This is a genomic window from Streptomyces sp. S3(2020), assembly GCF_013044505.1.
GTDB lineage: Bacteria > Actinomycetota > Actinomycetes > Streptomycetales > Streptomycetaceae > Streptomyces.
Genome location: NZ_JABERD010000117.1, coordinates 1 through 25,288, shown reverse-complemented (window position 1 = coordinate 25,288; position 25,288 = coordinate 1). Strand labels below are relative to the sequence as shown.

Below are 25,288 nucleotides of genomic sequence, written 5' to 3'. Positions count from 1 at the left end.
GGTGGATATAGGCTGCCTCCCTGCACGCGTGCAGTTCGACCGGCCCCCCACTCAGGAGAGTCACCCGTGACCCTAGCGATCGCCCCGTCCGAGACGTCACCCGCACCTCTGTCCGACCTCGTGGCGCGGGACGCGCGTGAGTTCGGCGCCTACGCGCGGACCGGAGGCTGGGCCTTCGGGCTGATGGTGGCGCGCAGCGTACGGCCCGGCGGCCAGGGCGCGGACGAGACGCCGAAGGTGTCGGCGAAGGAGTTCGCCGAGCTCGCCGGCTGCTCCGCCGATCGTGTCATGCGCTACTACAAGGCGTGGGACCGGGCCGCCGACGACGGTCTCGTCCCGCACTTCGAGGCGCTGGCACCGGGCCAGGAGGTGGAACTGCCGGACGCCGACGTGTGGCTGACCTACTACGTCTCCCGCAACAGCGCCACTTCCGAGCGCGGCACCGCCATCGCCGAGGCCGCCGAGGCCGAGGGCATCCGGCCCACGAAGGCCCTGGAGGTCGCCGAGAACCCCACCGCGCTCCGCGCCGCGATCCTCGCCGACCCCTCCACCGCCCGGGCCGCCCGCCAGGCCCTCCTGGACCGGGTGCGCGAGGACCCCGACCTCCAGGCCGAGTTGGCCCGTGACGTCGTGCGCACCGACGACCTGAAGAAGGCCGTCGCCACCGAGAGCAGGTCCGCGGACCGCATCGGCTACGTCCGTCAGATCGCCGAGTCGGGGCAGATCAAGACCCCCGCCGGGCAGACCGTCGACGCGCCCGCCGATCTGCGCCAGGAGGCGGAGCGGCACCTCTCCCTCCTCGACGAGCTGGACGAGGACGAGGACACCGGCGAGTGGGCCACCGAGGCCTACGGCACCATGAAGACGCTTGTCGTCGAGGCCGTGGAGGCCGATCCCGAACTCCGCGTCCAGGAACGCCGGACGAAGTTCTACAGCAGCCTCCAGAAGGCGACGAAGGTGTTCGAGGAACTGACTTTCGACGACGCGCAGGACTTCTACGAGGACGACATGGTCTCCCAGCTGGAGGAGTTGCAGCAGGCCATCGGCGCGTGCATCACGACCCTGCGCGGAGCTCGGGGGAATCTGTCGCGCGACTGAGCATTCCGCGCGTGGGAGGGGTAATTGAGGGCAGCACCGCGTCCGTTCCTCCCGGAGGCCCTCACGTGAACTTCTCCACGCACAAGACCTTGGTCGTACAGCTCCAGGCGGGCGACACGGATCCGTTCCCCGTCCTCGCCCACCTGGACTACGACGCCTCCGACCCGTTCGCCGTCACGGTGGCGTTCAGCCACGAAGGCCGGGTGCTCGCCCGATGGCGCCTGGACCGGGAGATGCTCGCCGAGGGACTGACCGGACCGGTCGGGCTGGGCGACGTGCGTCTGCGCCCCGAGTCCTCGGGCACGGGGAAGGAGCTGCGCATGGAGTTCTTCGGCGACCCGCTCCCCGGCGGCGGCAGACATCACGCCGTGGTGTTCGCGTGGGCCCCGACGGTCTCGGCGTTCCTGAGCCGGACCTACGAGGTGGTGCTGCCGGGGCAGGAGGAGGTCGAGGTCGACGGGTTCCTCGCCGAGGTGCTCGCACGCGGCTGAGGCGAGCGGCCCGCACGACCGGCGGCCGGCCGCGCGGGCCCTCACCTCGTCGTGTAGCGGCGCCGGATCCACAGCGGCAGCAGGAACCAGCACACCAGGTACCACGCGACCACCGCGCCGACCAGCCAGGGCACATAGGGGTCGTGGGTGGCGACCCGCAGGATCAGCAGCAGCGAGGCGGTCGTCGTGGCGAGCAGCAGCACCAGGCCGGCGAAGGTCAGCCGGGCCGCCCACTGCACCGCGCGGGGTTTGATGCGGCGCCCGGACACCAGGCGGTGCAGGGACACCGGCCCGATGAGGGCACCGGTGGCGGTGGCACCGAGGACGACCGTCACGAGGTAGATCGTCTTCTCGGTGTCGCCCAGGTCCGCGTACTTCGGTGTGAAGACGACGGTCAGCAGGAAGCCGAACAGGATCTGCACGCCCATCTGCGCGACCCGGATCTCCTGCATGAGCTCGACCCACATACGGTCGGCCCGCTCGTCCTCGGTCTCGTCGCGTCCCGTTCGCCTGTCCGCAGCCTGCGCCATGCGGGACGGGTAACCCGGCGTCTGATCGTTCAAACAGCCGGGCTCCCGTCCCCGTGGACTACCAGCGGTTCTCGACCTGGTCCTTGATCCGCCCGTCGTAGAGGTCCCGGATCGCGGTGAGCGTCTCCTCGGACAGGTCCGGCAGCGCGGCGGCGGCCGCGTTGGCGCGGGCCTGCTCGGGGTTGCGGGCGCCGGGGATCACCGTGGTCACGCCGGGCTGCTGGATGATCCAGCGCAGCGCCAGCTGGGCCGGGGTGTACCCCTCGGGGGCGAGGGCGGAGAACTCGGCGGCCGCCTCGACACCGGTCGCGTAGTCGACGCCGGAGAAGGTCTCGCCGACGTCGAAGGACTCGCCGTGCCGGTTGTAGGTGCGGTGGTCGTTCTCGGGGAAGACGGTGTCCTTGGTGTACTTGCCGGACAGCAGACCGGAGGCCAGGGGCACCCGGACGATGATGCCGACGCCGGCCGCCCGCGCGGCGGGGAGCACCTGCTTCAGCGGCTTCATGCGGAACGCGTTGAAGATGATCTGCACGCTGGCCACGCCCGGCCGGGCGATCGCGGTCAGGGCTTCCTCGCAGGTCTCCACGCTGACGCCGTACGCGGCGACGCGCTCCTCCTCGACGAGGGTGTCCAGCGCGTCGTACACCGCGTCCGTCGAGTAGACGGGGGTCGGCGGGCAGTGCAGCTGGACCAGGTCGAGGCGGTCGACGCCGAGGTTGCGGCGGGAACGGTCGTTCCAGGCGCGGAAGTTGTCGAGGACGTAGTTCTCCGGGATCTGGTCGACCCGGCGGCCCATCTTCGTGGCGACCAGCACATGCAGGTCGGGCCGGCTCCGCAGGAACGTGGCGATGGTCTGCTCGCTGCGGCCGTCGCCGTACACGTCGGCGGTGTCGAAGAAGGTCACGCCCGACTCGGCGGCGGCCTCCAGTACCGAAAGGGCTTCCTTGTCGTCGACGTCTCCCCAGTCGGCACCCAGCTGCCAGGTACCGAGACCGACGACGGATGCTTGCTGACCCGACCTACCGAAAGTGCGCTCGTCCATGGCGTCAGTCTGTCATCCGTCACCGCTGTGCGCGGAACGGGCTCCTCCGGAGCCCCGCCTGTGAATCATTCACTCACACGAGTGAACAAACTCGACGAGCCAGCGCTCTCTGTCAAGCGGGTGCCTAGCTTGACCCCCGTGACCCACGACTGGACCCGCAGAAGCTTCCTCCTCAGTGCCGCCGCCCTGTCCCTCGTGCCGGCCGATCCGGCCGTCGCCGCGCAGGAGCTGCCCGGTTTCCCGGACGGTGTGGCGCTCTACCGCTCCGCGTACCGGAACTGGGTCGGCGAGATCACCGCCGCCGGACTGTGGGCCTGTGCGCCCTCGGACGGGGACCAGGTGGCCGCCGTCGTCAACTGGGCCTGGCGCAGCGGCTGGCGGGTGCGCGCCCGGGGCTTCTCGCACGGCTGGTCGCCGCTGACGATCACCGAGGGCACCCCGTCGGACGCGCCCGTGCTGCTCGTCGACACGACCGCGCACCTCACCGATCTGGCCCTCGATTCCGCCACCGCCGTACGCGCCGGCGCCGGTGTCTCGATGGAGTCCCTGCTGACCTTCCTGGAGGGACACGGCCTCGGTCTGACGGCCGCGCCCGCGCCAGGCGACCTCACGCTCGGCGGCGCCCTGGCGATCGACGCGCACGGCAGCGCCGTCCCCGCGCAGGGCGAGGAGCGGCTGCCGGGTCAGACGTACGGCTCGCTGAGCAATCGGGTGCTGTCGGTGACGGCGGTCGTGTGGGACGAGGACAGCGGGTCCTACGGCCTGCGGACCTACGGGCGTGACGAGGCGGACGCGGCCGCGCTGCTGACCCATCTCGGGCGGACCTTCGTCACGGAGGTCGTGCTGCGGGTCGGCGCGAACGCGAACCTGCGCTGTGTCAGCCGTACGGACATCCCGGCCGGTGAGCTCTTCGCCGCGCCCGGCGGCGACGGACGCACTCTGGCGGGCTTCCTGGACGAGGCGGGGCGCGTCGAGGCGATCTGGTTCGCCTTCACCGAGTTCCCGTGGTTCAAGGTGTGGAGCGTGCGGCCCACCAAGCCGCTCACCTCGCGCCGCGTGACCTCGCCGTACAACTATCCGTTCTCCGACAACGTCCCGACCCTGGTGGCGGACCTCGCCGGGCGGATGGTCTCGGACGCGGCCTGGTATCTGGCGCCGGTGCTCGGGAACGCGCAGTTCGACACCGCCGCGCTGGGGCTCGTGGCGACGCTCTCCGCCGACATCTGGGGGCCGTCGAAGAACACACTGCTCTACATCAGGCCCACCACCTTGCGGATCAACGCCAACGGCTACGCGGTGCTCACCTCGCGGGACCAGGTGCAGCGTGTCGTGGCCGGGTTCACCGCCTTCTACCGCGAACGGCTCACGGCGTACGCGGCCCTGGGCCGCTTCCCGGTCAACGGCTCGGTGGAGATCCGCGTGACGGGCCTCGACGACCCGGCCCACGCCGAACTCGACGGCGCCCGCGCCCCGTTGCTCTCCGCGCTGCGGCCGGACAGCGAGCACCCGGAGTGGGACACCGCCGTCTGGCTGAACGTGCTGACGCTGCCGGGGACCCCGTACGCGGAGGCCTTCCTGCGTGAGCTGGAGCAGTTCCTGCTGGACAGCCACGACGGCACCGACGCCCTGACCCGCGTCGAGTGGTCCAAGGGCTGGGCCTACACGGACGAGGCGGTGTGGGACGACGAGGAGGTGCTCGGCACGGCGGTGCCCGCGTCCCTCGGTGACGGCGCCTGGGGGCAGGCGGCCGGCGTCCTGGACCGTCTCGACCCGCACGGGGTGTACGGCAACGCCTTCCTGGACCGGCTGTTCGGCTGAGAGAAGACGCCCAGCTCACCGCCTTGTGCAACGCGCTTCAGTTCTCGCGGGCGGTGAGCTGGGCCTGCACCACGGGTGCGTACCGCTCGACGATGGTGTCGAGCGTGCTCGCTCTCAGGTGGGGGCCGCGGGCGATGCCGTACATCACGCCGAGGCCGAGGAGGGTGCCCACGGCGAGTTCGGCGCGCAGGCCGGTGTCGGGTCCGGTGAGGCGTTCGGCGAGGCGTTCGGTGACCTGGGCGCGGAAGTTGGCGCGCAGGATGTCGCCCTGTTCGCCGTGCAGGGGGGCGAAGGCGATGCGTAGCAGGGGATCGGCGCCGCGCTCGCTCTGGCTCTCCAGGACGTGCCGGACCATGTGCCGGCCCAGCTCCTCCAGGGGCGCGTCCAGCAGGGCCTGCGCGTCGGCCTCGAAGGACATGACGCGGGCGAAGAGGGCGTCCTTGTTGCCGAAGTACTTCAGGATCAACGGCGGGCTCACCCCGGCGCGTTCGGCGACGGCCTTCAGGGTGATGTCGGCGTGGGCGTGGCGGGCCAGGAGATAGCGGGCCGACCTGAGGATGGCCGCCTTGGTCGCCTCGGCGTCCCGGCGGGCGGACGGGGAGGCGGTCGGTGGAGTGCTCACGGCGTTCATGCTCCCTCCATCACCTCCTTGCGCGCTCCCCTGGCCCGGCGTGTCCGGTCGGCTCCGGGGTCGGCGGGGATGCACAGCGCGGTCGCGCAGGCCATCAGGGCGACCGCGCCCGCGACGCCGAAGGCCAGCAGATAGCCGTCCAGGGCGGGTACGGGAACACCGGTGACCAGGCTGGTGTGGCGGACCAGGACCGCGGCGACGACGGCACTCGACACTGCCTGCCCGATCGTGCGCATCAGCACGTTGACGCCGTTGGCGGAGGCGGTCTGGCTCGCCGGGACGGCGTGCAGGATGAGGGTGGGCAGCGCCGAGTAGGCCAGGGTGGTTCCGGTGCCCACGACCGCCGCACCGACCATGATCATCCACAGGTCGCGGCTGTCGGCGAGGCGCACCGCGTATCCGGCCGCGATGACCAGGGCCCCGAGGGCGAGCGTGACGCGCGGTCCGCGGGCGGCGGAGATCCGGGCCGAGACCGGCGAGAACAGCAGCATGATGAAACCGCCCGGCAGCAGCACCAGACCGGTCTGGACGATCGACAGCCCGAGCCCGTACCCCGTGGCCTCGGGCGCCTGTACGAGCTGGGCCGTGACCAGGGAGTTGGCGTAGAACGCGAACCCGGTCAGCAGCGCGGCCACATGCGAGAGCCCGACCCGTGGCTTCGACACCAGTCGCAGGTCGACCAGCGGCCGTTCGGCCCGCAGCTGCTGCCACCACCACAGCGCGAGTACGACGACGGCGGCGCCGAAGAGTCCCAGGATCCGCGCACTGCCCCACCCCCACTGCCCGCCCTGCGACACCGCGAGCAGCAGGCACACCAGCCCGGTGGCCAGGCCGAGGGTGCCCGGCACGTCGAACCGGCCGGGCTCGCGCACCGGCGACTCCCGTACCGCCCACCACACCGAGGTGACGCCCACCGCGCCCAGGACGGCGGTCACCCAGAACATGGTGTGCCAGTTCGCGTACTGCACGATGACCGCCGCGAGCGGCAGGCCCAGCGCGGCTCCGATGCCGACGGTCGAGCTCATCAGCGCCACCGCGTTCCCCCGGCGTTCCGGCGGGAGTTCGTCGCGCAGGATGCTGATGGACAGCGGTACGACGGCGGAGGCGGCGCCGGAGAGGGCGCGGGCGGCGATGAGCACCCGGATGTCGGAGGACAGGGCGCACAGCACCGAGCCGACGGTCATCAGGCCCAGCGCCGCCATGAGCACCCGGCGCTTGCCGTACATGTCGCCGGCCCGGCCGAGGACCGGGGTGAGGACGGCGCCGGCGAGCAGGGTCGCGGTGACCATCCAGGAGACGGTGCCGGGCGATGCGCCGGTCAGCCGCGGCAGGTCCGGGAGCAGCGGGACGACCACGGTCTGCATGACGGCCATGAGGATGCCGCCGAACGCCAGCACCGGGACCGTCAGCCGTTCCCGCGGGGGCCGGGGTATCGCGGCGGGCTCGTCCATCGGCACTCCAGCGCAAAAAATGGGTGAATGGCAATTCACCATAGCTGGTGAATTGCCATTCACCCAAGAGGGAAAGCCTCCGGGAGGGTAAGCGGCTACTTCCGCTCGCTCAGGGTCCGGGTGTGGGCGCTGCGCGCGATCTTCGGACCCAGCCAGCGCTTGAGCCGGCGCAGCGCTTCCAGCTGCCCTGCGGCCTTGTCGAGCCGGTAGTAGAGCTGGGGCGGGACGTAGGGCAGCAGGGGCGAGTGGCGCTGGCCGAGCAGGGCGAACATCTGCTGCGGGGGCAGGTGGATGTAGCGCGTGAGGTTCTCGTACCACTGGGCGCTGTAGCGGGCGGCGCTCTGGACGGAGAGGAGCTCGGCCTTGCGTTGCCGCTCGTAGCGGGCGAGTGCCTGCGGGAGCTCGGTGGGCTCGCCGAGCGCCGTGGCCAGGGCGATGGCGTCCTCCAGGGCGAGGGTGGTGCCGGCGCCGATGGAGTAGTGGGTGGTGTGGGCGGCGTCGCCGATGAGGACGAGATTGCCGCGGGACCAGGTGCGGTTGGTGACGGTGCGGAAGTTGAGCCACTGGGCGCTGCCGTCGGCACTGGCGCGGCCGATGAGGGAGTGGCCGTCCAGGACGTCGGCGAAGAGCTTCTCCAGCAGGGTCAGACCCTCGGCCTCGTCCGCCAGGTCGAGGCCGAGCCCGGACCAGGTCTCCGGAGCGCATTCGATGACGCAGGTGCTGCGGTCGGGGCCGAAGCCGTAGCCGTAGCACCAGATCCAGCCGTGGTCGGTCTCGACGAAGGCGAAGGTGAAGGCGTCGAAGACCTTGGTGGTGCCGAGCCAGACGTAGTGGTTGCGGCCGGCCGTGACCTCGGTGCCGAAGTGTCCGGCGTGGGCGGTGCGCAGCGCGCTGTGGACTCCGTCTCCGGCCACGATCAGGTCGGCGTCGGGCAGGTTCTCCGGGGTGATCCCGTGCTCGAACTCCAGCCGTACGCCGAGTTCCCGGGCGCGAGCGGCGAGGAGCTCCAGGAAGCGGTGGCGGCCGATGCCGTGCCCTTCGTCGCCGCGGTGGCGGGTCGTCAGGTCCCGCACATGGGCGACGCCGTCGTCCCAGCGGACCGAGTGCTCCTCGACGGCCCGTGCGGTCTCGGGGTCGTGCTCGTGGAGCTTGTCGAGCAGACCACGCCAGTAGGTGACGCCCCAGCCGTAGGTCGAGCCCTCCGGATTGCGCTCGTAGACAGTGATGTCGTGGGACGGGTCCTGCCGTTTCAGCAGGATCGACAGATACAGGCCGGCGGGCCCGCCACCGACGCAGGCGACCTTCACGCGCACCCCAGGAATTACTCAAAGCGGTCAGTTGACGACGCAGAGTAGCAGGCGATTGCGCCAGTTTCTCCAGGTGAGCCAGGCCACTGACGGCACACGTGTACGCCAAGGATCACCCGGAACACGGCCCTCGACGGAAAGAATTTCCCGTTCCGGCGCCCCCGCGGGCCCCACCGAAGCAAGATCAACTTCGTTCAATGTTGCATGACATGTTGGCAATTGTCCGGATCGCAGCCAACCGGTCCCGAGGGATTTCTCCCGCTCCCGGCGGGGCCGATAGGCATGCGGAGTCGCCCACCACCGGAAGGACTCCCATGCCCGAACTGACCCGGCGCCGCGCACTCACCGCCGCGGCCGCCCTCGCCACCACGGTCGCCGTCGCGCCCCGAGCCGCCGCCCACGACCACTCCCCCGAGGCCTTCGACGAGGTCTACAAGGGCCGCCGCATCCAGGGCCGCCCCACCGCGGCCGGCGGTCACCACCACGGCGCCGGATACGCCGTGTTCGTCGACGGCGCGGAACTGCACGTGATGCGGAACGCCGACGGCAGCTGGATCAGCGTCGTCAGCCACTACGACCCGGTGCCGACACCGAAGGCCGCCGCACGGGCCGCGGTCGACGAGCTGCGAGGCGCACGGCTCGTCCCGTTCCCCGCCAACTGACCTCTCCCGCACGCACCTTGGAGTACCGCACATGACCGTCCGCAAGAACCAGGCGAACCTGAGCGCCGACGAGAAGCGGCGGTTCGTCGCCGCCGTCCTGGAACTGAAGCGCAGCGGCCGCTACGACGCCTTCGTCACCACGCACAACGCCTTCATCATGTCCGACACCGACAACAGCGAGCGCACGGGCCACCGTTCACCGTCGTTCCTGCCCTGGCACCGCAGATATCTCCTGGAGTTCGAGCGGGCCCTTCAGTCCGTGGACGCGTCGGTGGCGCTCCCGTACTGGGACTGGTCCACCGACCGCTCCGCGCGCGCCTCGCTGTGGGCGCCGGACTTCCTCGGCGGCACGGGCCGCAGCCGGGACGGCCAGGTGATGGACGGGCCCTTCGCCGCGTCGGCCGGCGACTGGCCCATATCCGTGCGGGTGGACGGCCGTACGTTCCTGCGCCGCTCGCTGGGCGGATCCGTGCGCGAGCTGCCGACGCGGGCGGAGGTCGACTCCGTGCTGGCCATGTCGACGTACGACATGGCGCCCTGGAACAGCGCGTCGGACGGCTTCCGCAACCATCTGGAGGGGTGGCGCGGGGTCAATCTGCACAACCGGGTCCATGTCTGGGTCGGCGGCCAGATGGCGACCGGGGTCTCCCCCAACGACCCGGTGTTCTGGCTGCACCACGCCTATGTCGACAAGCTGTGGGCCGAGTGGCAGCGCAGGCACCCGGGCTCGGGGTATCTGCCCGCCGCCGGGACGCGGGACGTCGTCGACCTCGACGAGACGATGAAGCCCTGGAACGACGTACGCCCGGCGGACCTGCTGGACCACCGGGCGCACTACACGTTCGACACCGACTGATCAGGCCTCCGCCGTACGGCACTCCGGGTGTCCCCAGCCCTGCGCGTTCTTCGCGATGTCGACGCCGGCCGCGTAGGGGCGGCCGCACAGACAGCGGCCGGGGAACTTCGCCTTGATGGTGCGAGACCCCGAGGACGCCGAGGAGGCCGAACCGCCGCTGCGCCGGGGCGACTTGGCCTTGGCGGGGCGGGAGGTCCTCGGGGTGTCGGGCGAGGGCGGCGGCTCGGGCGAGCCCTGGTCGCTGCCCGCGGGCTCCTGGACGACGGCGGCCTGGCTGGCGGCACGGTCCGCGAAGTCGTTGAGGCGGTCGCCGTCGACCTGGTGGGCGGGGACGTAGCGGAAGTCGACCTTGCGGCCGTCGAGCAGTTCGTCGATGCGGACGACCAGCTCCTGGTTGGCGACCGGCTTGCCCGCGGAGGTCTTCCAGCCGTTGCGCTTCCAGCCGGGCAGCCAGGTGGTGACGGCCTTCATGGCGTACTGGGAGTCCATCCGGATCTCCAGCGGCACGTCCGGTTCGACCGCCGTCAACAGGCGTTCCAGCGCGGTGAGTTCCGCGACGTTGTTGGTGGCCTTGCCGAGCGGCCCCGCCTCCCAGCGGGCCGGGGTCTCCGTGTCGTCCGCGACGACCCAGGCCCATCCTGCCGGTCCGGGATTTCCCTTCGAAGCGCCGTCGCAAGCGGCCACCACACGTTCACGCATGGGCCCGATCATGCCACGGACGGGCGGGGCGCCCGGCCCCAGGTGCTCAGACCTCGGTGAGCTCCGGCATCTCACCCTGTGTGGTGGTCATGTCGATCACCGAGAAGTTCGCGCCCTGCGGGTCGCTCAGCGCGGCGAACCGGCCGAAGGGGCTGTCCATCGGCCCGAAGCGCAGGATGCCGCCGAGCTTGGTGGCCTTGGCGACGGCGTCGTCGCAGTCGGGGACGGAGAAGTAGACGTTGACGTACGACGGGACCTCGGGCGGGAAGTCGTCCGTCATCTTCATGCGGCCCAGGACGGTGTTCTCGCCGACGTCGAAGATCCGGAAGTCGATCGCGTCGTCCTGCGTCTGCTTCGCGCGGTACGGGAAGACGGCCGTGAGGAAGGCGTCCGTCCTGGCGGGCTCGCGGGTGAAGACCTCCGCCCAGGCGTACGCGCCGGGCTCGCCGACGGCCTCGAAGCCCTCGTGCTGTCCGGCCTGCCAGACGCCGAAGACGGCGCCGCTCGGGTCGCGGCCCAGGCACATGGTGCCGAAGTCGCCGACCGCCATGGGCTCCATCAGTACCTCGCCGCCGTTCTCACGGATCTTGCCGGCGGTGGCCGCGGCATCCGGGCTCGCGAGGTACAGGCACCACTGCGACGGGCCCTCCTCCTGGCCCGGCATCGGCGGGACGACCGCGGCGACGGCCTTGCCGTCCGCGTAGGCCTGGGTGTAGTTGCCGTACTCCGACGATGCCTCGCCGAAGGTCCAGCCGAGGACGTCGCCGTAGAAGCTCTTGGCTCCCTCGACGTCACTGAACATCGCATCGGCCCAACAGGGGGTTCCCTCAGGTTGTACGGCCATGACTGCGGCCCTCTCCGGTTCGGTGGTCGGTCCGGTCTCTCACGCTAGTCACCCCGCGGCCGGGCCGCGCGCCGAACGGTTCGGTCCGTTTCGCACCGGAAAGGGAGCTGTGGGGACAGGCCTGCCGCCGCGCCGGGGCGGCCGTGCCGGCGCGGTGAGCCCGGACAGCGCCTCGGTCAGGGTGGCGAATGGTTTCAGCGCCTCCGCCGTGCCGTTCGCGCGCAGCAGCCGCAGCTGACCGGGGTCACACAACAGAGCGAATCCGCACCCAGCCTCGATGACGCGGCGCCGGAAGCGCAGCACCACGTTCAGGCCGGCGGAGTCGACGAAGGAGACCGGGCGCAGGTCCACGACGTAGGCCGGGGCGGCCCTCGCCGCCAGGGAGTCGAGCCAGAGGCCCAGAGAGGCGACGGTGGCCAGATCGATGTCGCCGTGCAACTCGGTGACCAGCAGTCCGGTCTCCGTACGCAGCAGCGCGTGCTCGCCTGCCGCAGGCCAGGAGGCCGTGCCGACGGGTTCCCCAATGGTGTCGTGCAAGCCGTCCGTCCCCGTTCCGTACCTGCCGCGTGTTCCGGCACGGGCGCGTGCGGTGACTTCGTCATCCCCGCACCGCAGGCGCCCGCGCCGGAACTCCCCCTTGGCGGCTCCCCTTGAACCTTGGGCATCTACTGTTCTACCTTCGCCACATGGTCGGGGCATCAACGCCCGCTCATCGGTTGCACAACGAGCGGACGGCAGTTGGGCCAGGTGATGCGGCATGCGTCCGCACCTCACCTTGATCGAGGACGACTCCGATTTCGCACTGATGTGCCGTTCCTATCTGGAACGCGAGGGCTTCACCGTCACCTGGGCCATGGACGCCCGCGCCGGCAAGACCACGCTGTACGAGGGCGGCGTCGATCTGGCCGTCCTCGACCTGGGCCTTCCCGACGGCAGTGGCCTGGAACTGCTGCGGGAGCTGCGCTCCACGAGCCGTCTCCCGGTCATCGTGATCACCGGCCGGGGCGCGGAGGCCGACCGGGTGGCGGGACTGGAGATCGGCGCCGACGACTACCTCGTCAAACCGTTCTCGCAGCGCGAGCTGGTGGCCCGGATCCGCGCGGTACTGCGCCGCTCGCAGCCCCCGGAGGCGCCGGCCGTGCTCCAGATCGGCTCCCTGCGCGTCGACACGGCCGCCCGCCAGGCCTCCTCGGAGGGCTTCCTGCTGACGCTGCGGCCCAAGGAGTACGCCCTGCTGGAGCTGCTGGCCGCCGCGCCCGGCCGGGTCTTCTCGGCGGAACAGCTCCTGGAGCGGATCTGGGGCGCCTCCTGGCAGCAGCCCGCGACCGTGATCGAGCACGTCTACCGGCTGCGCGGCAAGCTCGCCCGGCTGCCCGCACCCGCCCCGCGGATCACCACCGTCCGCGGCTACGGCTACCGACTCGACCCCTGAGAGCTGCGCATGGCCGACGCCCCGGACTTCCGGCGCCTGTTCGACGCCGTCCTGTCCCCCCTGCTGGTCCTCACCCCCGACTTCACCATCGTCGAGGTCAACCGCGCGTATCTCACGGCCACCCGCACCGAACGCGCCATCGTCGGGCGCCTCGTCTTCGACGTGTTCCCCGACAACCCCGACGATCCGTCGGCCGACGGAGTCGCCAATCTGCGCCGCTCCCTGGAAGCGGTGGTCGCCACCGGCCGTACCGACACCATGGCGTTGCAGCGCTACGACATCCCCGCGGACGAGGGCGGCTTCGCCGAGCGCTACTGGAGTCCGGTGAACTCGCCCGTCCTGGACGCCGACGGGGAACTGTCGTACATCATCCACCGCGTCGAGGACGTCACGGAGTTCGTCCATGTGCGCCACGTGGGGCGGGAACAGCAACGGGCGGCGGCCGAGGCGCAGATGCGCGCGGACGGCATGGAGATCGACCTGTTCGTACGGGCCCGGGAGATCCGCGAGGTCAACGAGCAGTTGCGGCGGGTCAACGCCGAACTGGACGCGGCGGGACGGCGGCTCAGGGAGGAGCAGGAGGCCAAGGACCGGTTCATCGCGACGCTCTCGCACGAACTGCGCAACCCGCTCGCGGCGGCCACCGCCGCCACCGAGCTGCTGGCCCTGGACATGCCCGAAGGCCATCCGGCGCTGTCCGTGCTGGAGCGGCAGCTGGGCACGCTGGTGCGGATGAGCAACGACCTGCTGGACGGCACGCGGGCGGTGACGGGGCGCCTTGAGCTGGTGCGGGAGCGGGTCGACATCCGGTCCGTCGTCGAGGGCGCGTGTGCCGACATCCGCCATCTGTTCGGGCACGAGGGACGCAGGCTCGACGTCGGGGTGCCGGGCGAGCCGGTGGTCGTGGACGGCGACCGGCTGCGGCTGGCGCAGGTGCTGACCAACCTGCTGTCGAACGCGCTCAAGTACACACCGCCGGGCGGGCACACCGAGGTCGCCCTGGGCATCGAGGGCGACCGGGCCCGGCTGACCGTGCGGGACGACGGGATCGGTTTCGAGCCCGGTCAGGCCGAGGACCTGTTCGGGGTGTTCATGCGGGCGGCGCCGGCCGGGCCCGACACGCCGGAGGGGCTGGGGCTCGGCCTCGCGGTCGCCCGGACCATGGTGGAACTGCACGGGGGCCGGATCTCCGCGCACAGCGAAGGGCCGGGCCGGGGCGCCGAGTTCACCGTGACGCTGCCGATCGCCGGTCCCGGCGCGGCCGAACCGGCGCGACCGGTGGTGGTCCGTCCGGCCAGGCGGCAGCTGTCCATCCTGATCGTGGAGGACAACGCGGATCTCGCCCTCACCTACCGCACCCTGCTCCAGCGGCAGGGCCACCACGTCACGGCGGTGCACACCGGCGCCGACGCGCTCACCGCCACCGAGGGCCGCCTCTTCGACGTCGTGCTCTGCGACCTCGGTCTGCCCGACGTCGACGGCTACACGGTCGCCCGCACGATCAGGACCCGGCCGCACGGTGCGGAGCTGAGGCTGATCGCGGTCTCCGGTTTCAGCCAGGGCACCGACCGCAACCGGTCCCGGACGGCCGGGTTCGACGCGCATCTGGCCAAGCCGTTGCCGCTGAACGACCTCGTCGACCTCCTGGAGCGCTTCGACCAGCCGTGACCGGCGCACGTCTTCCGCCCGGTGCCCCGCTGTGCTTGCCTGGGGGACCGTTTTCGGTGTCCGGGGCGGGAGTCGCCGTATGCGCAAGCCGTGGATCGTGGGGATGCTGCTGGCCGGAGTGCTGCTCGCGGCGTGCTCGGACCCGGCGTCCGGGCCCGAGGCGGCCCCGTCCTCCGTCGCGCCTCCCGGGCCGGCCGGCACGACGCATCAGCAGGCCCCCGGCACTCCCGCCGCCACGGCGAAGGCTCCGGTGGTGCTGTACCTGGGGGACTCGCTGGCGATGGAGGCCCAGAAGGTGGTCGGGCAGGAGCTGCGCCGGGACCTGCGGGCCGAGTACACGAGCAAGCCGTACTCCGGTACGACGGTGTGCGACTACCTGGAGGGCACCGGCGCCAAGTCCCTCGTACCCGACCGCGACAAGGCGGCCGCCCTGGTGCGCTCGCTGCGGCCGGACTTCGTGGTGCTCCAGTTCTGGGGCAACGCGTGGGGCTACACGTGGTGCATGGACGGCATCACCCACGCCGGGGCACCGACGACGTACTTCAAGCGGTACAAGGCCGACATGGCCCGCCTGACCGAGCAGATCGCGACGGCGGGCGGCGGCCGTCGGCCACGGATCGTGTGGGTGGCGCAGGGCCCGGACCCGATCACCCCCGACCGGGTCCGGCGTGTGAACGAGCTCTACACGCGGCAGGCCGCCGCCTCGGGAGACCTCGTCGCCGACGCGGGAGCGAAGGTGAGCGCGGCCGGGGCCCGCTACAGCTGGGTCCAGTACCTGCCGTGCACCGCCTACGAGCGCGCGCACTCCGCGTACTGCACCCAGCCGGACCGGGACCGGACCGCCCTCCATCTCGACAAGGACTATCTGCACTTCTGTCTGGCGCCCACCACGTCCACACCGAAGCCCTGTCCGGTCCGCTCCCCCGGCATCCTGCGGATCGCCCGGGAGATCACCCGGGTGATCGGCCGGACGCCCGCCGACTGAGCCTCACTCGCCCGCGTAGGCCCTCTCCAGGGCGGCGATGTCGAACTTGCCCATCGCCATGAACGCCTCGGTGACACGCGCCGCCTTCGTCGGGTCCGGGTCGGTGACCATGGCGTCGAGCGTGTCGGGGACGACCTGCCAGGACAGTCCGTACCGGTCCTTGAGCCAGCCGCAGGGGCCAGGCTCGCCGCCCTCGGTGAGCTTGGTCCAGTAGTGGTCGATCTCCTCCTGGTTCTCGCAGAAGATCATGAAGGAGGTCGCCTCGGTGAACGTGAACTGAGGGCCGCCGTTGAGACCGAGGAACTTGTGGCCGTTGGCCGTGAACTCGACCGTCATCACCGTGCCGGCGGGCTGCATCGCCCCCTCGGGGTAGCGCGCGACCTTGCCGACGCTGGAGTTCTTGAAGACCGAGACGTAGAAATGGGCGGCCTCCTCGGCCTGGCCGTCGAACCAGAGACACGTGGTGAATCCGTCGGTTGCCATGAGTACCTCCTGGGCGTGCGGAACGCTGTCGTCTGTGTCGACCGATCCTCGCCCCGGAACTCATCGGTCGCGCGTCCGGTAATCCACGTGGCCGCTACACCGTTCGGAACTAGCATCGCGGTCATGACGTCATCGGCCGCCGCAGGCGGCAGCAGTGTCCATCCGTTCCGCATCGACATACCGCAGCGCGACCTCGACGACCTCCACGACCGCCTCGACCGGGTCCGGTGGCCCGACGAGCTGCCCGGGGTGGGCTGGGCGTACGGGGTGCCCTCGGGCTATCTGCGTGAGCTGGTGCGGTACTGGCGGCACGAGTACGACTGGCGGGCGGCGGAGGCCCGGCTCAACGAGTGGCCGCAGTTCACGACGGAGATCGACGGCGCGCGGGTGCACTTCGCGCACATCCGCTCCCCCGAGCCCGATGCCACCCCGCTGGTCATCACCCACGGCTGGCCGGGGTCGATCGTCGAGTTCCTCGATGTCGTCGGTCCGTTGACGGATCCCGCCGCGCACGGCGGCGACCCCGCCGACGCCTTTCACGTCGTGGTGCCGAGCATTCCCGGCTTCGCCTTCTCCGGCCCGACCACGGACACCGGCTGGGAGGCGCGCCGGATCGCCGACGCGTGGCCCGAGCTGATGACCCGCCTCGGCTACGAGCGCTTCGGCGCCCAGGGCGGCGACTGGGGTTCGGCCATCTCCCGCGAGCTGGGCCGTGTCCACCCCGACCGGGTCGTCGGCGTCCATCTCAACCTGCTGCCCGGCGCCCAGGCCTCCCACGAGCCGACCGAGGAGGAACTGGCCGCGCTGAGCCCCGCGGAGCGGGAGCGGACCCTCCTCTCGTGGCGCAAGTGGGACCGGTGGTTCCTGGACGGGACGGGCTACTTCCACCTCCAGTCCACCAGGCCGCAGACCCTGTCGTACGCGCTGACCGACTCGCCGGTCGGTCAACTCGCCTGGATCGTCGAGAAGTTCCAGGAGTGGACGGACTCCGAGGAGCTGCCCGAGGAGGCCGTGGACCGGGACCTGATGCTGACGAACGTGATGCTGTACTGGCTCACCGGCACCGCGGGTTCCTCGGCCCGGATCTACTACGAGCGCGGCCACGCCGCGGGCGACCGGGTCGCCGCCCCGCGCGAGCCCTCGACCGCCCCGACCGCGGTGGCGTCCTTCCCCGGCGATCCGCAGATCCCACTGCGTCACAAGGCCGAGCGCACCGAGAACATCGTGCGCTGGACCGAGCTCGACCGGGGCGGCCACTTCGCCGCGATGGAGGAGCCCGACCTGCTGGTGGACGATGTGCGGGCCTTCTTCCGGCAACTGCGCGAGAAGGGCTGAGGCCGGGGCTCTGCTCCTGGCGGATCTGCCGCAGGCAGAGAAACCGCTGAAGGACGTCCGCCGCGGTCAAGAGTGGAGTCGACGGCATCCCCGCCACCACGAGGAGAACCGATGACTCCACTCAGCACGCTCGCCCCACGCGCCGAGGAGGGCGACACCCCGCCCAGCCGCTTCGACGACCAGCTGGCCGCCCAGCTGCTCGGCCAGCGGATCGTCCTGCTCGGCAGCCAGGTCGACGAGGTCTCCGCGAACCGGGTCTGCTCCCAGCTGCTGATCCTGTCGGCGGAGGACCCGCGCACCGACATCAGCCTGTACATCAACAGCCCGGGCGGCTCGGTGTACGCGGGCCTCGCCATCTACGACACGATGCGGCTCATCCCCAACGACGTGTCGACGCTCGCCATGGGCTTCGCGGCGAGCATGGGACAGTTCCTGCTCTGCGGCGGCGCGCCCGGCAAGCGGTACGCCCTGCCCAACGCGCGGATCATGATGCACCAGGGGTCGGCGGGCATCGGCGGGACCACGGCCGACATCGAGATCCAGGCGGAGAACCTGGACCACAGCAAGCGGACCATGGAGCGGCTGCTCGCGGAGAACACCGGCCAGACGGCGGAGACCATCGCCCGGGACGGCGACCGTGACCGCTGGTTCACGGCCGAGCAGGCCAGGCAGTACGGCATGGTGGACCAGGTCGTGGAGTCGCTCGCCGACGTCCGCCCGGCCGCCTCGAAGCGACGGATGGGGCTGTGACATGGGGAACTACACGATTCCGTACGTCGTCGAGCGGACCGCGAACGGTGAGCGGTCCTCGGACGTCTTCAGTCGGCTGCTGTCGGAGCGGATCATCTTCCTGGGCACGGAGATCGACGACGGGGTGGCCAATGTCGTCATCGCGCAACTCCTCCATCTGGAGTCGTCGGCACCGGACAACGAGATCGCGATCTACATCAACTCCCCCGGCGGCTCGTTCACTTCGCTCATGGCCATCTACGACACGATGACCTTCGTGCAGGCGCCGATCTCGACGTTCTGTGTCGGACAGGCGGCCTCCACGGCGGCCGTGCTGCTGGCCGGCGGGGATCCCGGGCGGCGGTTCGTGCTGGAGCACGCGCGCGTGCTGCTCGGGCAGCCGGCCAGCGGCGGCAGCCGTGGCTCGATCTCCGATCTCGCCCTCCAGGCCAAGGAGATGGTCCGGATCCGCACCCAGGTCGAGGAGGTACTGGCTCGCCACACCCACCACGACCTGGCGACGCTGCGCGCCGACATGGACCGCGACAAGATCTTCTCCGGCGAGGAGGCGGTGGCCTACGGGCTGGCCGACGAGGTGGTGAGCCGGCGCCTCGCGAGGGTCTGAGGCGCCGGGTCCGCTCAGGCGGCCAGGCAGAGCCCGTCGTACGACGAACCGCGCGTCGCCCTGCGGCTGCCGGCCGCGTGCCGGCTGGTGATCCGGACGAGTTCGCCCTGGGCCCGTCCGAGCAGGTCGCCGAGGCCCAGTCCGAGGGCGTGGGCGGCGGCCGCGAGGACCTCCGACGAGGCCTCCTTGCGGCCCCGCTCCACCTCCGAGAGGTACGGCATGGAGATCCGCGCCTCGTCGGCCACGTCCTTCAACGTGCGTTCCTGGGCGAGGCGTTCGCGGCGCAGGACGTCGCCGACCAGATCGCGCAGCAAGGGCTCCTTGGGGGGCGGTGCGGCGGCGGGGCGGGCGGTCCCCGGGCGCAGGGGGATCACGCGGGCTTGGTTCGTCGCTTCTTCGCTCACCTCCTCAGCCTAGAAGCCGTGGCCGACAGGGGAAGGGATCAGCGTTCCGCTCTCGGTGGAATCACCGGAGCCCGCCCGTGCGACACCGGGTCGGATCCGGTCGGCATGCGCCGTCACGTACCGGGTAGGTGCAAGGGAGACTGCCCGCGGGCGACCCGCTGGTCAGCGGCGGACACACGCATACGTCGTCGCGATCCGGGTACCCGAGGGACCGCGAAGCACAGTTTCGGAAAACAACCGAGGCTGAAGAGGCTGACGTCAAGCCGTGACTTGCGTGGGAGAGGTACATGGACACCGCCGTGATCCGGTCGGAGGCACAGGTCGTGGAGAAGACCGCCGGGGCCAGCACGGGTGAGACATCACTGCCGGGAGTCGTGGACCCCCGGAGCGTGGCTCCGCGTGACGCGCGGGAGCTGTCGCGCCAGTTCTTCCAGCGCCTGACCGAGGTCGAGGAAGGCACGCACGAGTACCAGTACGCGCGCAACACGCTCATCGAGATGAACATGTCCCTCGTGCGTTTCGCCGCCGGCCGGTTCCGCGGCCGCGGTGACGACATGGAGGACATCGTCCAGACCGGCATGATCGGCCTGATCAAGGCCATCGACCGGTTCGACCTGTCGCGGGAGGTCGAGTTCACCTCCTTCGCGCTGCCGTACATCGTCGGTGAGATCAAGCGGTTCTTCCGTGACACCACCTGGGCGGTGCACGTGCCGCGCAGGCTCCAGGAGCTGCGGGTCGAACTGGCCAAGGCGCGCGAGGAACTGGCCAGCCGGCTGGACCGGGAGCCGACGGTGGCCGAGCTCGCCACCCTGATGAACATCGCCGAGTCCGAGGTGATCGAGGCGCAGATCGCCGCGAACGGCTACAACTCCTCGTCGCTGGACGCCGCGCTCACCGGCGACGGGCCCGAGAACGGCGAGTCGGTCCTGGCCGACTTCATCGGTGTGGAGGAGAACGGACTGCGCCTCGTGGAGGACTTCCAGTCGCTCGCCCCGCTGATGGCCGAACTCAGCGAGCGCGACCGGCGGATACTTCATCTGCGGTTCGTGGAGGAGGCCACCCAGGCGGAGATCGGTGAACAGCTGGGCTGCTCGCAGATGCATGTGTCCCGGCTGATCAAGCGGATCATCACGCGGCTGCGCACGGGCATGCTGGGCGAGCTGGGCTGCGCCTGAGGCGAGAGGCCAGGCGAGAGGTGACCGCCGGAGGTACCTCCGGCGGTCATCCCCTCCCGAGTCGCAGGACGGCGCTCACTCTCTTCCCGACCGGGACCCGCTCCGCGCTGACCTCGGCCGCCAGCGCGTGCACGATCTCCAGACCGTGCCGGCCGACCCGCTCGGGGTCCCTGGGGAAGCGCAACGGCAGTGCCGCGCTGCTGTCGTAGACGGACACGGTGACGACCGCGTCCGTGCCCTCCAGGTCGAGGATGTACGGCCCGTTGCTGTGCCGGTCGGCGTTGGTGACCAGTTCGCTCACCACCAGGAGCACCTCGCCGTCGGCCCGGTCGCCGATCTCGGCGCACCACTCGGTCCTGAGCTGCTCCAGGAAGTGCGCGGCGAAGCTGCGGGCCTCGGCGATGCATCCCGGTTCGCCGGTGTAGTGGGCCGCCCGCCGTAGTGGATCCACGGGCACGTCGAAACCAGTCGGTATCACTGCCCCGTCCAGGTGCTCGATCATGCGTTTCTCTCTCGGAAGCCGGACTGGCCGGACGCCTGCTGCACCAGTGCTCGTACCCCGAGTGCGGCTCCGCAGTCCCCATAACGGGTCGTGTCGGTCACACGGTCGGTGACATCACTGCGGACCGGGGGAACTGTACGCGGACGGCTGTTCCTCTTCGGTCGTCCCGGAGTCGGACGTGGGCGGCTCGGAGGTCGGCGGCGACGAGGACGGGGCGGTCGACGTGGGCGGGCACGGTGTCGCTGTCTCCGAGTCGGTGGGGGTGTCCGTGGGCGTTCCGGTGGGGGTGTCCGTGTCGGTGGGAGTGCCGGTGTCGGTGGTGAGGCACGGCTCCGGGGAGGAGGGTGAGGTGGGCGGCGAGGTCGGTGTCGTCGGCGACGTGGGCGCGGTCGGCGTGATGACACTCGCGGACGGGGAGGCCGGGTTCACCGGCGGATCGGTGGGCTGGTCCTTGTGGCCCGGATCGCCGCGGTGGCGGGCCACCCAGTCGTCGGAGTCGTGGTCGTAGATCACGAAGATGTTGATGACGGTCACCGAGGGCGCGACCACCACGACGTTCGAGGGCCGGTACGACGGCCATGTGTCGCCGGTCCGCTTCGGGGTGCTCTGCTGGGCGACCGGAGGGGTCAGGGGGTTGCCGCACGCGCAGCGCACCCGGGGCACGCCGCGGTCGTCGACGAGGACGGCGGTGCCGGACTGGAGGACGGCCTGGTAGGCGGTGGCGTGTCCGTCCCGGTAGCCGTGGTTGGTGACGCGGGTGTCCATGCGCAGCTGGACGGGGGTGAGCGAGCGCAGGTAGGCGGGGACGCCGGACGGCTGGACCCCGGCGACCGAGGCGAAGGCCCGGTCGACCGGCGGGTTCGCCCGGAGGGCCTTGATCTGGCGCTCCACGTCGCAGCTGGCGACGTCGCGGGTGCCGCCGTAGAGGCCGGGTGCGCCGCCGTCGACGCCGCGTACCGCGTTCGCGGAGGCCGACTCGGTGGCCGGGGAGGCGGGCGCGGCGGAGCTGTCCGTCGCCGTCGACTCGGTGAAGGGGTCGGGTCCGCTCTTGCCGGCGGCCTGGAGGAAGACCTCGCTGTTCCCGCTCTTGCCGGAGCCGCCGTCGGGGCGGGTGAGGACGAGGCCCAGGACCACGGCGGCCGCGACGGCGGTGGCGAGCAGGGCGACCCGGGGCACGGAACGCCACCAGGGGCGGTGCGGCTCCGGTGCGGGCGCTCCCCCGCTGCTGCCCGGGGGCTGTGACGGTGGCCCGGAGGGTGGCTGGGAGGGTCCCGACAGCGGACCGGAGGGCGGTCCGGTGGGGCGGCCGGAGGACGGAGGTTCGACGCTCACGAGCCCTTCTTCCCGACGTGGGACTCCTGCGGCCTTTGTGTGTTTTCACCGCTTTCATCCACGACCTGTTCATTGTGTGCTCCGGTCCCGTACCGCCCGCAAGCCGACGCGGACGGCTCTCTCGGCGGGCGGGGCGCCCAGGCCCTGCTTAGCGTGGCAGGGTGAGCCCGCGAACCCGCTCCGACCAGGCCATCGCCCCGCACGGCTGGGTACAGGCCCTCCTCGCGGTCCTGTCCGGACTGATCGCCATGGGCCTCGCCGCGGCCCTGGGACTGTGGGCGGCCGGAGCGACGGACCTGCCCGACGGCGCGTTCCCCAGGGTCGTGGCGGCGACGGTGGTCACCGCGGTCGGCGGCACGATCGAGCTGTCCGGGAACGCCGGTGGGCTGGCCGACACCCAGGCGGGCCTCACCGTGATCCCGCTGTCCGTCACGCTCGTCGGAGCGCTGGTGATCGCCGCGGGCTTCCTGCGGCCGCTGCGGCACCGGGCGGTCGCGGGCGCCGGGGAACTGGCCGGCTGGGCCGCCAGGGTCGCCGTGCTGTGGCTGCTCGCGCTGATCGGACTGGCCCTCGCGGCCCGGCAGACCTTCCAGCTCTCGCTCGGCGACGGCACGCTCTCCGACCTCGGCGAGGTGTTCGGTGTCTCGCCGAAGGTCGGCTTCGAGACGGACCTGCCCACGACCCTGTTCTTCGGTCTGCTGTGGCTGGCCGGTGTCCTGGTGCTCGCCCTGCTGGTCTCGCGCGGAGCCCCGCTGCCGGCCCGGCTGCTGCGCTTCCAGGCGACCGTGCGGCCGGCGGCGTACGCGATGGTGGTGCTGCTCCTGGCCTACGTGGCCCTGGGCGTCGTCATCGGCATCGTCGTGGCGTTCACGCGCGGGCATACGGCGGCGACGCTCGCCGTGATCCTGCTCGGCATGCCGAACCTGGTCTGGCTGACCCTCACGATCGGCCTGGGCGCCACCTGGAACGGCCGGGTGGAGGGCCCCTTCGGGCTGCCGATGCCGCATGTCCTCGACGAGGTGCTGCGCGGTACGGACACCGCCGCGCTCAATCTGCGCACGCTGGCCGAGTACGACGGCCGGGTGTGGTGGCTCGTCGCCGTGGACGCGGTCCTGCTGCTGGCCGCCGCGTTCGTGATGGCGGCGCGCTCCCCGGCCCGGACGCGCGCCTGGCAGCACGCCCTGCACATGGCGGTCGCGCTCGCGCTCACGGTGCTGATGATCTGCCTTGTCGGCCGGATCTCCGCGCACTACGGCCTGTCGGTCCTCGGCATCGGCGACCTCGGCGGCGACCTGAACGGTGAGCTCCTCCTCGAACCCGAACTGTGGCCCGCCGTCGGCCTCGCCGCGCTGTGGGGGCTCGTCACCGGCTTCCTGGGCGCCCTCCTCGCCCGTCCGGTGCGACGGACCGGCGAGGCGAAAACGCCTGGGACCGCCGAGACCGGGCGTGACAGTGTGCGGCCATGACACTGCCGCTCGAACACCGCCTGGCCATCACCGAGTTGATCTCCCTCCACGGCCATCTGGTCGACGACGGACAACTCGACCGCTTCCCGGAGGTGTTCACCTCCGACGTCGTCTACGACCTCTCCGACTACGGACAGGGCGAGGTCACCGGTGTCGCCGCGCTGCGGGAGGCGGCCCTGGCCCTGGGAGCGGCGAATCCGGTCGCGCACCACGTCACCAACGTGGTGATCGGTGAGGCCACGGGGGACCATGTGCGGGTCCGGTCCAAGGGGTTGGGCATCATGGCCGACGGCTCGTGCGGGTCGGTGACATACGACGACACGGTCGTCCGGGTCGGCACCGGCTGGCGGGTCTCGCACCGCAAGGTGTCGCCGCGGCGGGTGCCGTTGAACGGAACTAGCCGCCTCTGAAGACCGGTCGGGCCCAGGGTGGCGGCTGCTTCGGGTCCTCCTCCGACGTCTGCTCGCGCTTCAGTGCGACCTCTGTCGGCGCGTGGCCGCCGGGCAGCGCCGCGCGCAGGGCCGCGACGAAGGCTAGGCAGGTGTCGTAGCGGGCGTCGGGGCTCTTGGCGAGGCCGCGGGCGAACACGGCGTCGACGTCCGGGGGGAGGTCGGGGCGGAACTCGGTGAGCAGGGGCGGATCGTCGTACTGGTGGGCCCACAGCAGGGCCATGTCGTCGTCGCGGCGGAAGGGCGGGCGGCCGGCGAGGGCTTCGTGGACCACGCAGGCGAAGCCGTACACGTCGCAGCGTCCGTCGACCGGCTTGCCGGAGATCTGCTCCGGTGCCACGTAGTCCAGCGTGCCCACGAACTGGCCGACCGTCGTGAAGCCGGTCAGGGACAGCGACTTCTTGGTCAGGCCGAAGTCGGTGAGGTAGGAGTGCTCGGGGTGGTCGCTGTCGGTGCCGCGGGCGACCAGGATGTTGCCGGGCTTCACGTCCCGGTGGACGAGCCCGTGTTCGTGGGCGGCGTCCAGCGCCGAGGCGACCTGGGCGGCGATGCGCAGGGCGACCGCGGGCGTCAACGGGCCCTGGCGGTCCAGGAGATGACGCAGGTCGCTGCCTTCGACGTAGCGCATCGCGATGTACAGGACGCCGTCCGTCTCGCCCGCCTCGAAGACGGGCACGATGTGCGGGTGGTCGATCGCGGCGGCGGCCCGGGACTCGTGGGTGAAGCGGCGGCGGAAGGTGTCGTTGCGGGCGAGTTCGGGGGCGAGCAGCTTGAGCGCGACCGTGCGGTCGAGGCGCAGGTCGCGGGCGCGGTAGACGACGGCCATGCCGCCGCGGCCGATCTCGCGCTCGATGCGGTAGCCGGCGATCCGCCGGCCGATCAGTTCGGAGGGCCTGCCGGAGAAGAGGCTCGTGTCACGGGCCATCGGGGGTCACGACCTGGGTGGGGGCGTGGTCCTCGGCGGCGGCACGGGGTGCCTCGTCCGTCGCGAAGGTGCTCAGCCGGGTGCCGTCGGCATACAGCCAGCGGCCGTGCTGGGCGTCGTAGAGCCATACGGACTCGCCGTCGACGACGACTCCGACGCGGCGGCCGCGGGTGCGTGCCTGGAAGGCCTCGCCGTCGAGGCCGCCCGAGGCGAGTTCCTCGACCGCGGCCCGGTAGTCACCCAGGGTCTGTTCGGCGCGGGCCAGCAGGGGGCGCCGGCCTGGGAGGCGAGGGCCGCCGTCACCCCATGGCGCGGGAAATCGGGGCGGGCCGGCGCCGGGGCTGGCGTG

The 25,288-nt window shown here is 71.4% G+C and carries 27 protein-coding genes and 1 pseudogene; 14 read left to right on the top strand and 14 right to left on the bottom strand.

The features are described 5' to 3' along the window. Positions 1–66 precede the first annotated feature (66 nt). On the top strand, positions 67–1,098 hold the full coding sequence (locus HLK59_RS30750) for a hypothetical protein (RefSeq protein ID WP_171144824.1): 1,032 nt from the start codon (positions 67–69) through the stop codon (positions 1,096–1,098). A 65-nt stretch (positions 1,099–1,163) separates the two neighbouring features. Further along, the gene (locus HLK59_RS30745) at positions 1,164–1,589 is read left to right on the top strand and encodes an SsgA family sporulation/cell division regulator (protein ID WP_171144823.1); all 426 of its coding nucleotides are present in this window, start codon (positions 1,164–1,166) and stop codon (positions 1,587–1,589) included. Positions 1,590–1,630: 41 nt separating this feature from the next. On the opposite strand, the gene HLK59_RS30740 is transcribed toward HLK59_RS30745, so the two are convergent. Beyond that, the gene (locus tag HLK59_RS30740; protein WP_171144822.1) at positions 1,631–2,119 is read right to left on the bottom strand and encodes a DUF6328 family protein; all 489 of its coding nucleotides are present in this window, start codon (positions 2,117–2,119) and stop codon (positions 1,631–1,633) included. Positions 2,120–2,177: 58 nt separating this feature from the next. Then, positions 2,178–3,161, bottom strand: a complete 984-nt coding sequence (locus HLK59_RS30735) for an aldo/keto reductase (RefSeq protein WP_171144821.1) — start codon at positions 3,159–3,161, stop codon at positions 2,178–2,180. A 138-nt stretch (positions 3,162–3,299) separates the two neighbouring features. On the opposite strand from HLK59_RS30735, the gene HLK59_RS30730 reads away from it, so the two are divergent. Next, complete coding sequence (locus tag HLK59_RS30730) at positions 3,300–4,979, top strand: cholesterol oxidase substrate-binding domain-containing protein (protein ID WP_171144820.1); 1,680 nt, start codon at positions 3,300–3,302, stop codon at positions 4,977–4,979. Between the two features lie 37 nt (positions 4,980–5,016). Here the strand turns inward: HLK59_RS30730 and HLK59_RS30725 are convergent, their stop codons facing one another. The 3 genes from HLK59_RS30725 to HLK59_RS30715 form a co-directional block, all read right to left on the bottom strand. Continuing rightward, positions 5,017–5,610 carry a TetR family transcriptional regulator gene (locus tag HLK59_RS30725; RefSeq protein WP_171144819.1) on the bottom strand — a complete coding sequence of 198 codons (594 nt, stop codon included), beginning with the start codon at positions 5,608–5,610 and terminating at the stop codon, positions 5,017–5,019. Continuing rightward, positions 5,607–7,061 carry an MFS transporter gene (locus HLK59_RS30720; RefSeq protein ID WP_171144818.1) on the bottom strand — a complete coding sequence of 485 codons (1,455 nt, stop codon included), beginning with the start codon at positions 7,059–7,061 and terminating at the stop codon, positions 5,607–5,609. Before HLK59_RS30720 ends, HLK59_RS30725 begins: the two co-directional genes overlap by 4 nt. A 95-nt stretch (positions 7,062–7,156) precedes the next feature. Then, the gene (locus tag HLK59_RS30715; protein WP_171144817.1) at positions 7,157–8,368 is read right to left on the bottom strand and encodes an FAD-dependent monooxygenase; all 1,212 of its coding nucleotides are present in this window, start codon (positions 8,366–8,368) and stop codon (positions 7,157–7,159) included. A 314-nt stretch (positions 8,369–8,682) separates the two neighbouring features. Here HLK59_RS30715 and HLK59_RS30710 point away from each other — a divergent pair, with 314 nt between their 5' ends. Together HLK59_RS30710 and HLK59_RS30705 are read left to right on the top strand one after the other, a co-directional pair. Further along, positions 8,683–9,030 carry a tyrosinase cofactor gene (locus tag HLK59_RS30710; protein ID WP_171144816.1) on the top strand — a complete coding sequence of 116 codons (348 nt, stop codon included), beginning with the start codon at positions 8,683–8,685 and terminating at the stop codon, positions 9,028–9,030. Between the two features lie 31 nt (positions 9,031–9,061). Next, complete coding sequence (locus tag HLK59_RS30705) at positions 9,062–9,886, top strand: tyrosinase family protein (RefSeq protein WP_171144815.1); 825 nt, start codon at positions 9,062–9,064, stop codon at positions 9,884–9,886. Here the strand turns inward: HLK59_RS30705 and HLK59_RS30700 are convergent, their stop codons facing one another. The 3 genes from HLK59_RS30700 to HLK59_RS30690 are packed head-to-tail and all read right to left on the bottom strand — an operon-like array spanning position 9,887 to position 11,966. Beyond that, complete coding sequence (locus HLK59_RS30700; RefSeq protein ID WP_171144814.1) at positions 9,887–10,597, bottom strand: ribonuclease H; 711 nt, start codon at positions 10,595–10,597, stop codon at positions 9,887–9,889. 34 nt (positions 10,598–10,631) lie between these two features. Continuing rightward, the gene (locus tag HLK59_RS30695; RefSeq protein ID WP_171144813.1) at positions 10,632–11,429 is read right to left on the bottom strand and encodes a VOC family protein; all 798 of its coding nucleotides are present in this window, start codon (positions 11,427–11,429) and stop codon (positions 10,632–10,634) included. Between the two features lie 48 nt (positions 11,430–11,477). Further along, entirely contained in the window at positions 11,478–11,966 is a 489-nt protein-coding gene (locus tag HLK59_RS30690; RefSeq protein WP_240982732.1) for an STAS domain-containing protein, read from the bottom strand. Between the two features lie 220 nt (positions 11,967–12,186). On the opposite strand from HLK59_RS30690, the gene HLK59_RS30685 reads away from it, so the two are divergent. The 3 genes from HLK59_RS30685 to HLK59_RS30675 all read left to right on the top strand — a co-directional run bounded on the left by HLK59_RS30685 (position 12,187) and on the right by HLK59_RS30675 (position 15,514). Beyond that, entirely contained in the window at positions 12,187–12,861 is a 675-nt protein-coding gene (locus HLK59_RS30685; protein ID WP_171144811.1) for a response regulator transcription factor, read from the top strand. 9 nt (positions 12,862–12,870) lie between these two features. Then, positions 12,871–14,529, top strand: coding sequence for an ATP-binding protein (locus tag HLK59_RS30680; RefSeq protein WP_171144810.1), 1,659 nt, complete (start codon positions 12,871–12,873; stop codon positions 14,527–14,529). Positions 14,530–14,608: 79 nt separating this feature from the next. Continuing rightward, positions 14,609–15,514, top strand: coding sequence for an SGNH/GDSL hydrolase family protein (locus HLK59_RS30675; protein ID WP_171144809.1), 906 nt, complete (start codon positions 14,609–14,611; stop codon positions 15,512–15,514). A 3-nt stretch (positions 15,515–15,517) separates the two neighbouring features. Here the strand turns inward: HLK59_RS30675 and HLK59_RS30670 are convergent, their stop codons facing one another. Then, a complete protein-coding gene (locus HLK59_RS30670) occupies positions 15,518–15,997 on the bottom strand; it encodes a VOC family protein (protein ID WP_171144808.1) in 480 nt (159 codons plus the stop codon). A gap of 123 nt (positions 15,998–16,120) precedes the next feature. Between HLK59_RS30670 and HLK59_RS30665 the strand changes: the two genes are divergently transcribed. From HLK59_RS30665 to HLK59_RS30655, 3 genes are all read left to right on the top strand, one after another. After that, positions 16,121–17,332: an epoxide hydrolase family protein gene (locus tag HLK59_RS30665; protein ID WP_171144807.1), complete on the top strand. Its 1,212-nt coding sequence runs from the start codon at positions 16,121–16,123 to the stop codon at positions 17,330–17,332. Between the two features lie 111 nt (positions 17,333–17,443). Then, a complete protein-coding gene (locus HLK59_RS30660) occupies positions 17,444–18,082 on the top strand; it encodes an ATP-dependent Clp protease proteolytic subunit (protein WP_171144806.1) in 639 nt (212 codons plus the stop codon). A gap of 1 nt (position 18,083) precedes the next feature. Further along, positions 18,084–18,686 (top strand): ATP-dependent Clp protease proteolytic subunit, encoded by a 603-nt coding sequence (locus HLK59_RS30655; RefSeq protein WP_171144805.1) that lies wholly within the window; start codon positions 18,084–18,086, stop codon positions 18,684–18,686. 14 nt (positions 18,687–18,700) lie between these two features. Here HLK59_RS30655 and HLK59_RS30650 read toward each other — a convergent pair whose 3' ends face one another. Further along, positions 18,701–19,090, bottom strand: a complete 390-nt coding sequence (locus tag HLK59_RS30650; protein WP_171144804.1) for a helix-turn-helix transcriptional regulator — start codon at positions 19,088–19,090, stop codon at positions 18,701–18,703. Positions 19,091–19,377: 287 nt separating this feature from the next. Here HLK59_RS30650 and HLK59_RS30645 point away from each other — a divergent pair, with 287 nt between their 5' ends. Then, positions 19,378–20,265: an RNA polymerase sigma factor SigF gene (locus HLK59_RS30645; RefSeq protein ID WP_171144803.1), complete on the top strand. Its 888-nt coding sequence runs from the start codon at positions 19,378–19,380 to the stop codon at positions 20,263–20,265. A 46-nt stretch (positions 20,266–20,311) separates the two neighbouring features. Here the strand turns inward: HLK59_RS30645 and HLK59_RS30640 are convergent, their stop codons facing one another. After that, positions 20,312–20,767, bottom strand: a complete 456-nt coding sequence (locus HLK59_RS30640; protein WP_171144802.1) for an ATP-binding protein — start codon at positions 20,765–20,767, stop codon at positions 20,312–20,314. A 114-nt stretch (positions 20,768–20,881) separates the two neighbouring features. After that, the gene (locus HLK59_RS30635) at positions 20,882–22,099 is read right to left on the bottom strand and encodes a DUF6777 domain-containing protein (protein ID WP_171144801.1); all 1,218 of its coding nucleotides are present in this window, start codon (positions 22,097–22,099) and stop codon (positions 20,882–20,884) included. 161 nt (positions 22,100–22,260) lie between these two features. Here HLK59_RS30635 and HLK59_RS30630 point away from each other — a divergent pair, with 161 nt between their 5' ends. After that, on the top strand, positions 22,261–23,565 hold the full coding sequence (locus HLK59_RS30630) for a streptophobe family protein (RefSeq protein WP_171144800.1): 1,305 nt from the start codon (positions 22,261–22,263) through the stop codon (positions 23,563–23,565). Further along, entirely contained in the window at positions 23,562–23,975 is a 414-nt protein-coding gene (locus tag HLK59_RS30625; protein WP_171144799.1) for a nuclear transport factor 2 family protein, read from the top strand. Before HLK59_RS30630 ends, HLK59_RS30625 begins: the two co-directional genes overlap by 4 nt. Here HLK59_RS30625 and HLK59_RS30620 read toward each other — a convergent pair. Further along, on the bottom strand, positions 23,962–24,939 hold the full coding sequence (locus HLK59_RS30620) for a serine/threonine-protein kinase (RefSeq protein ID WP_171144798.1): 978 nt from the start codon (positions 24,937–24,939) through the stop codon (positions 23,962–23,964). The two genes, HLK59_RS30625 and HLK59_RS30620, sit on opposite strands and share 14 nt — an antisense overlap. Further along, positions 24,929–25,288, bottom strand: a pseudogene (locus HLK59_RS30615) (hypothetical protein); the annotation flags it as partial. The pseudogene HLK59_RS30615 and the gene HLK59_RS30620, both read right to left, overlap by 11 nt.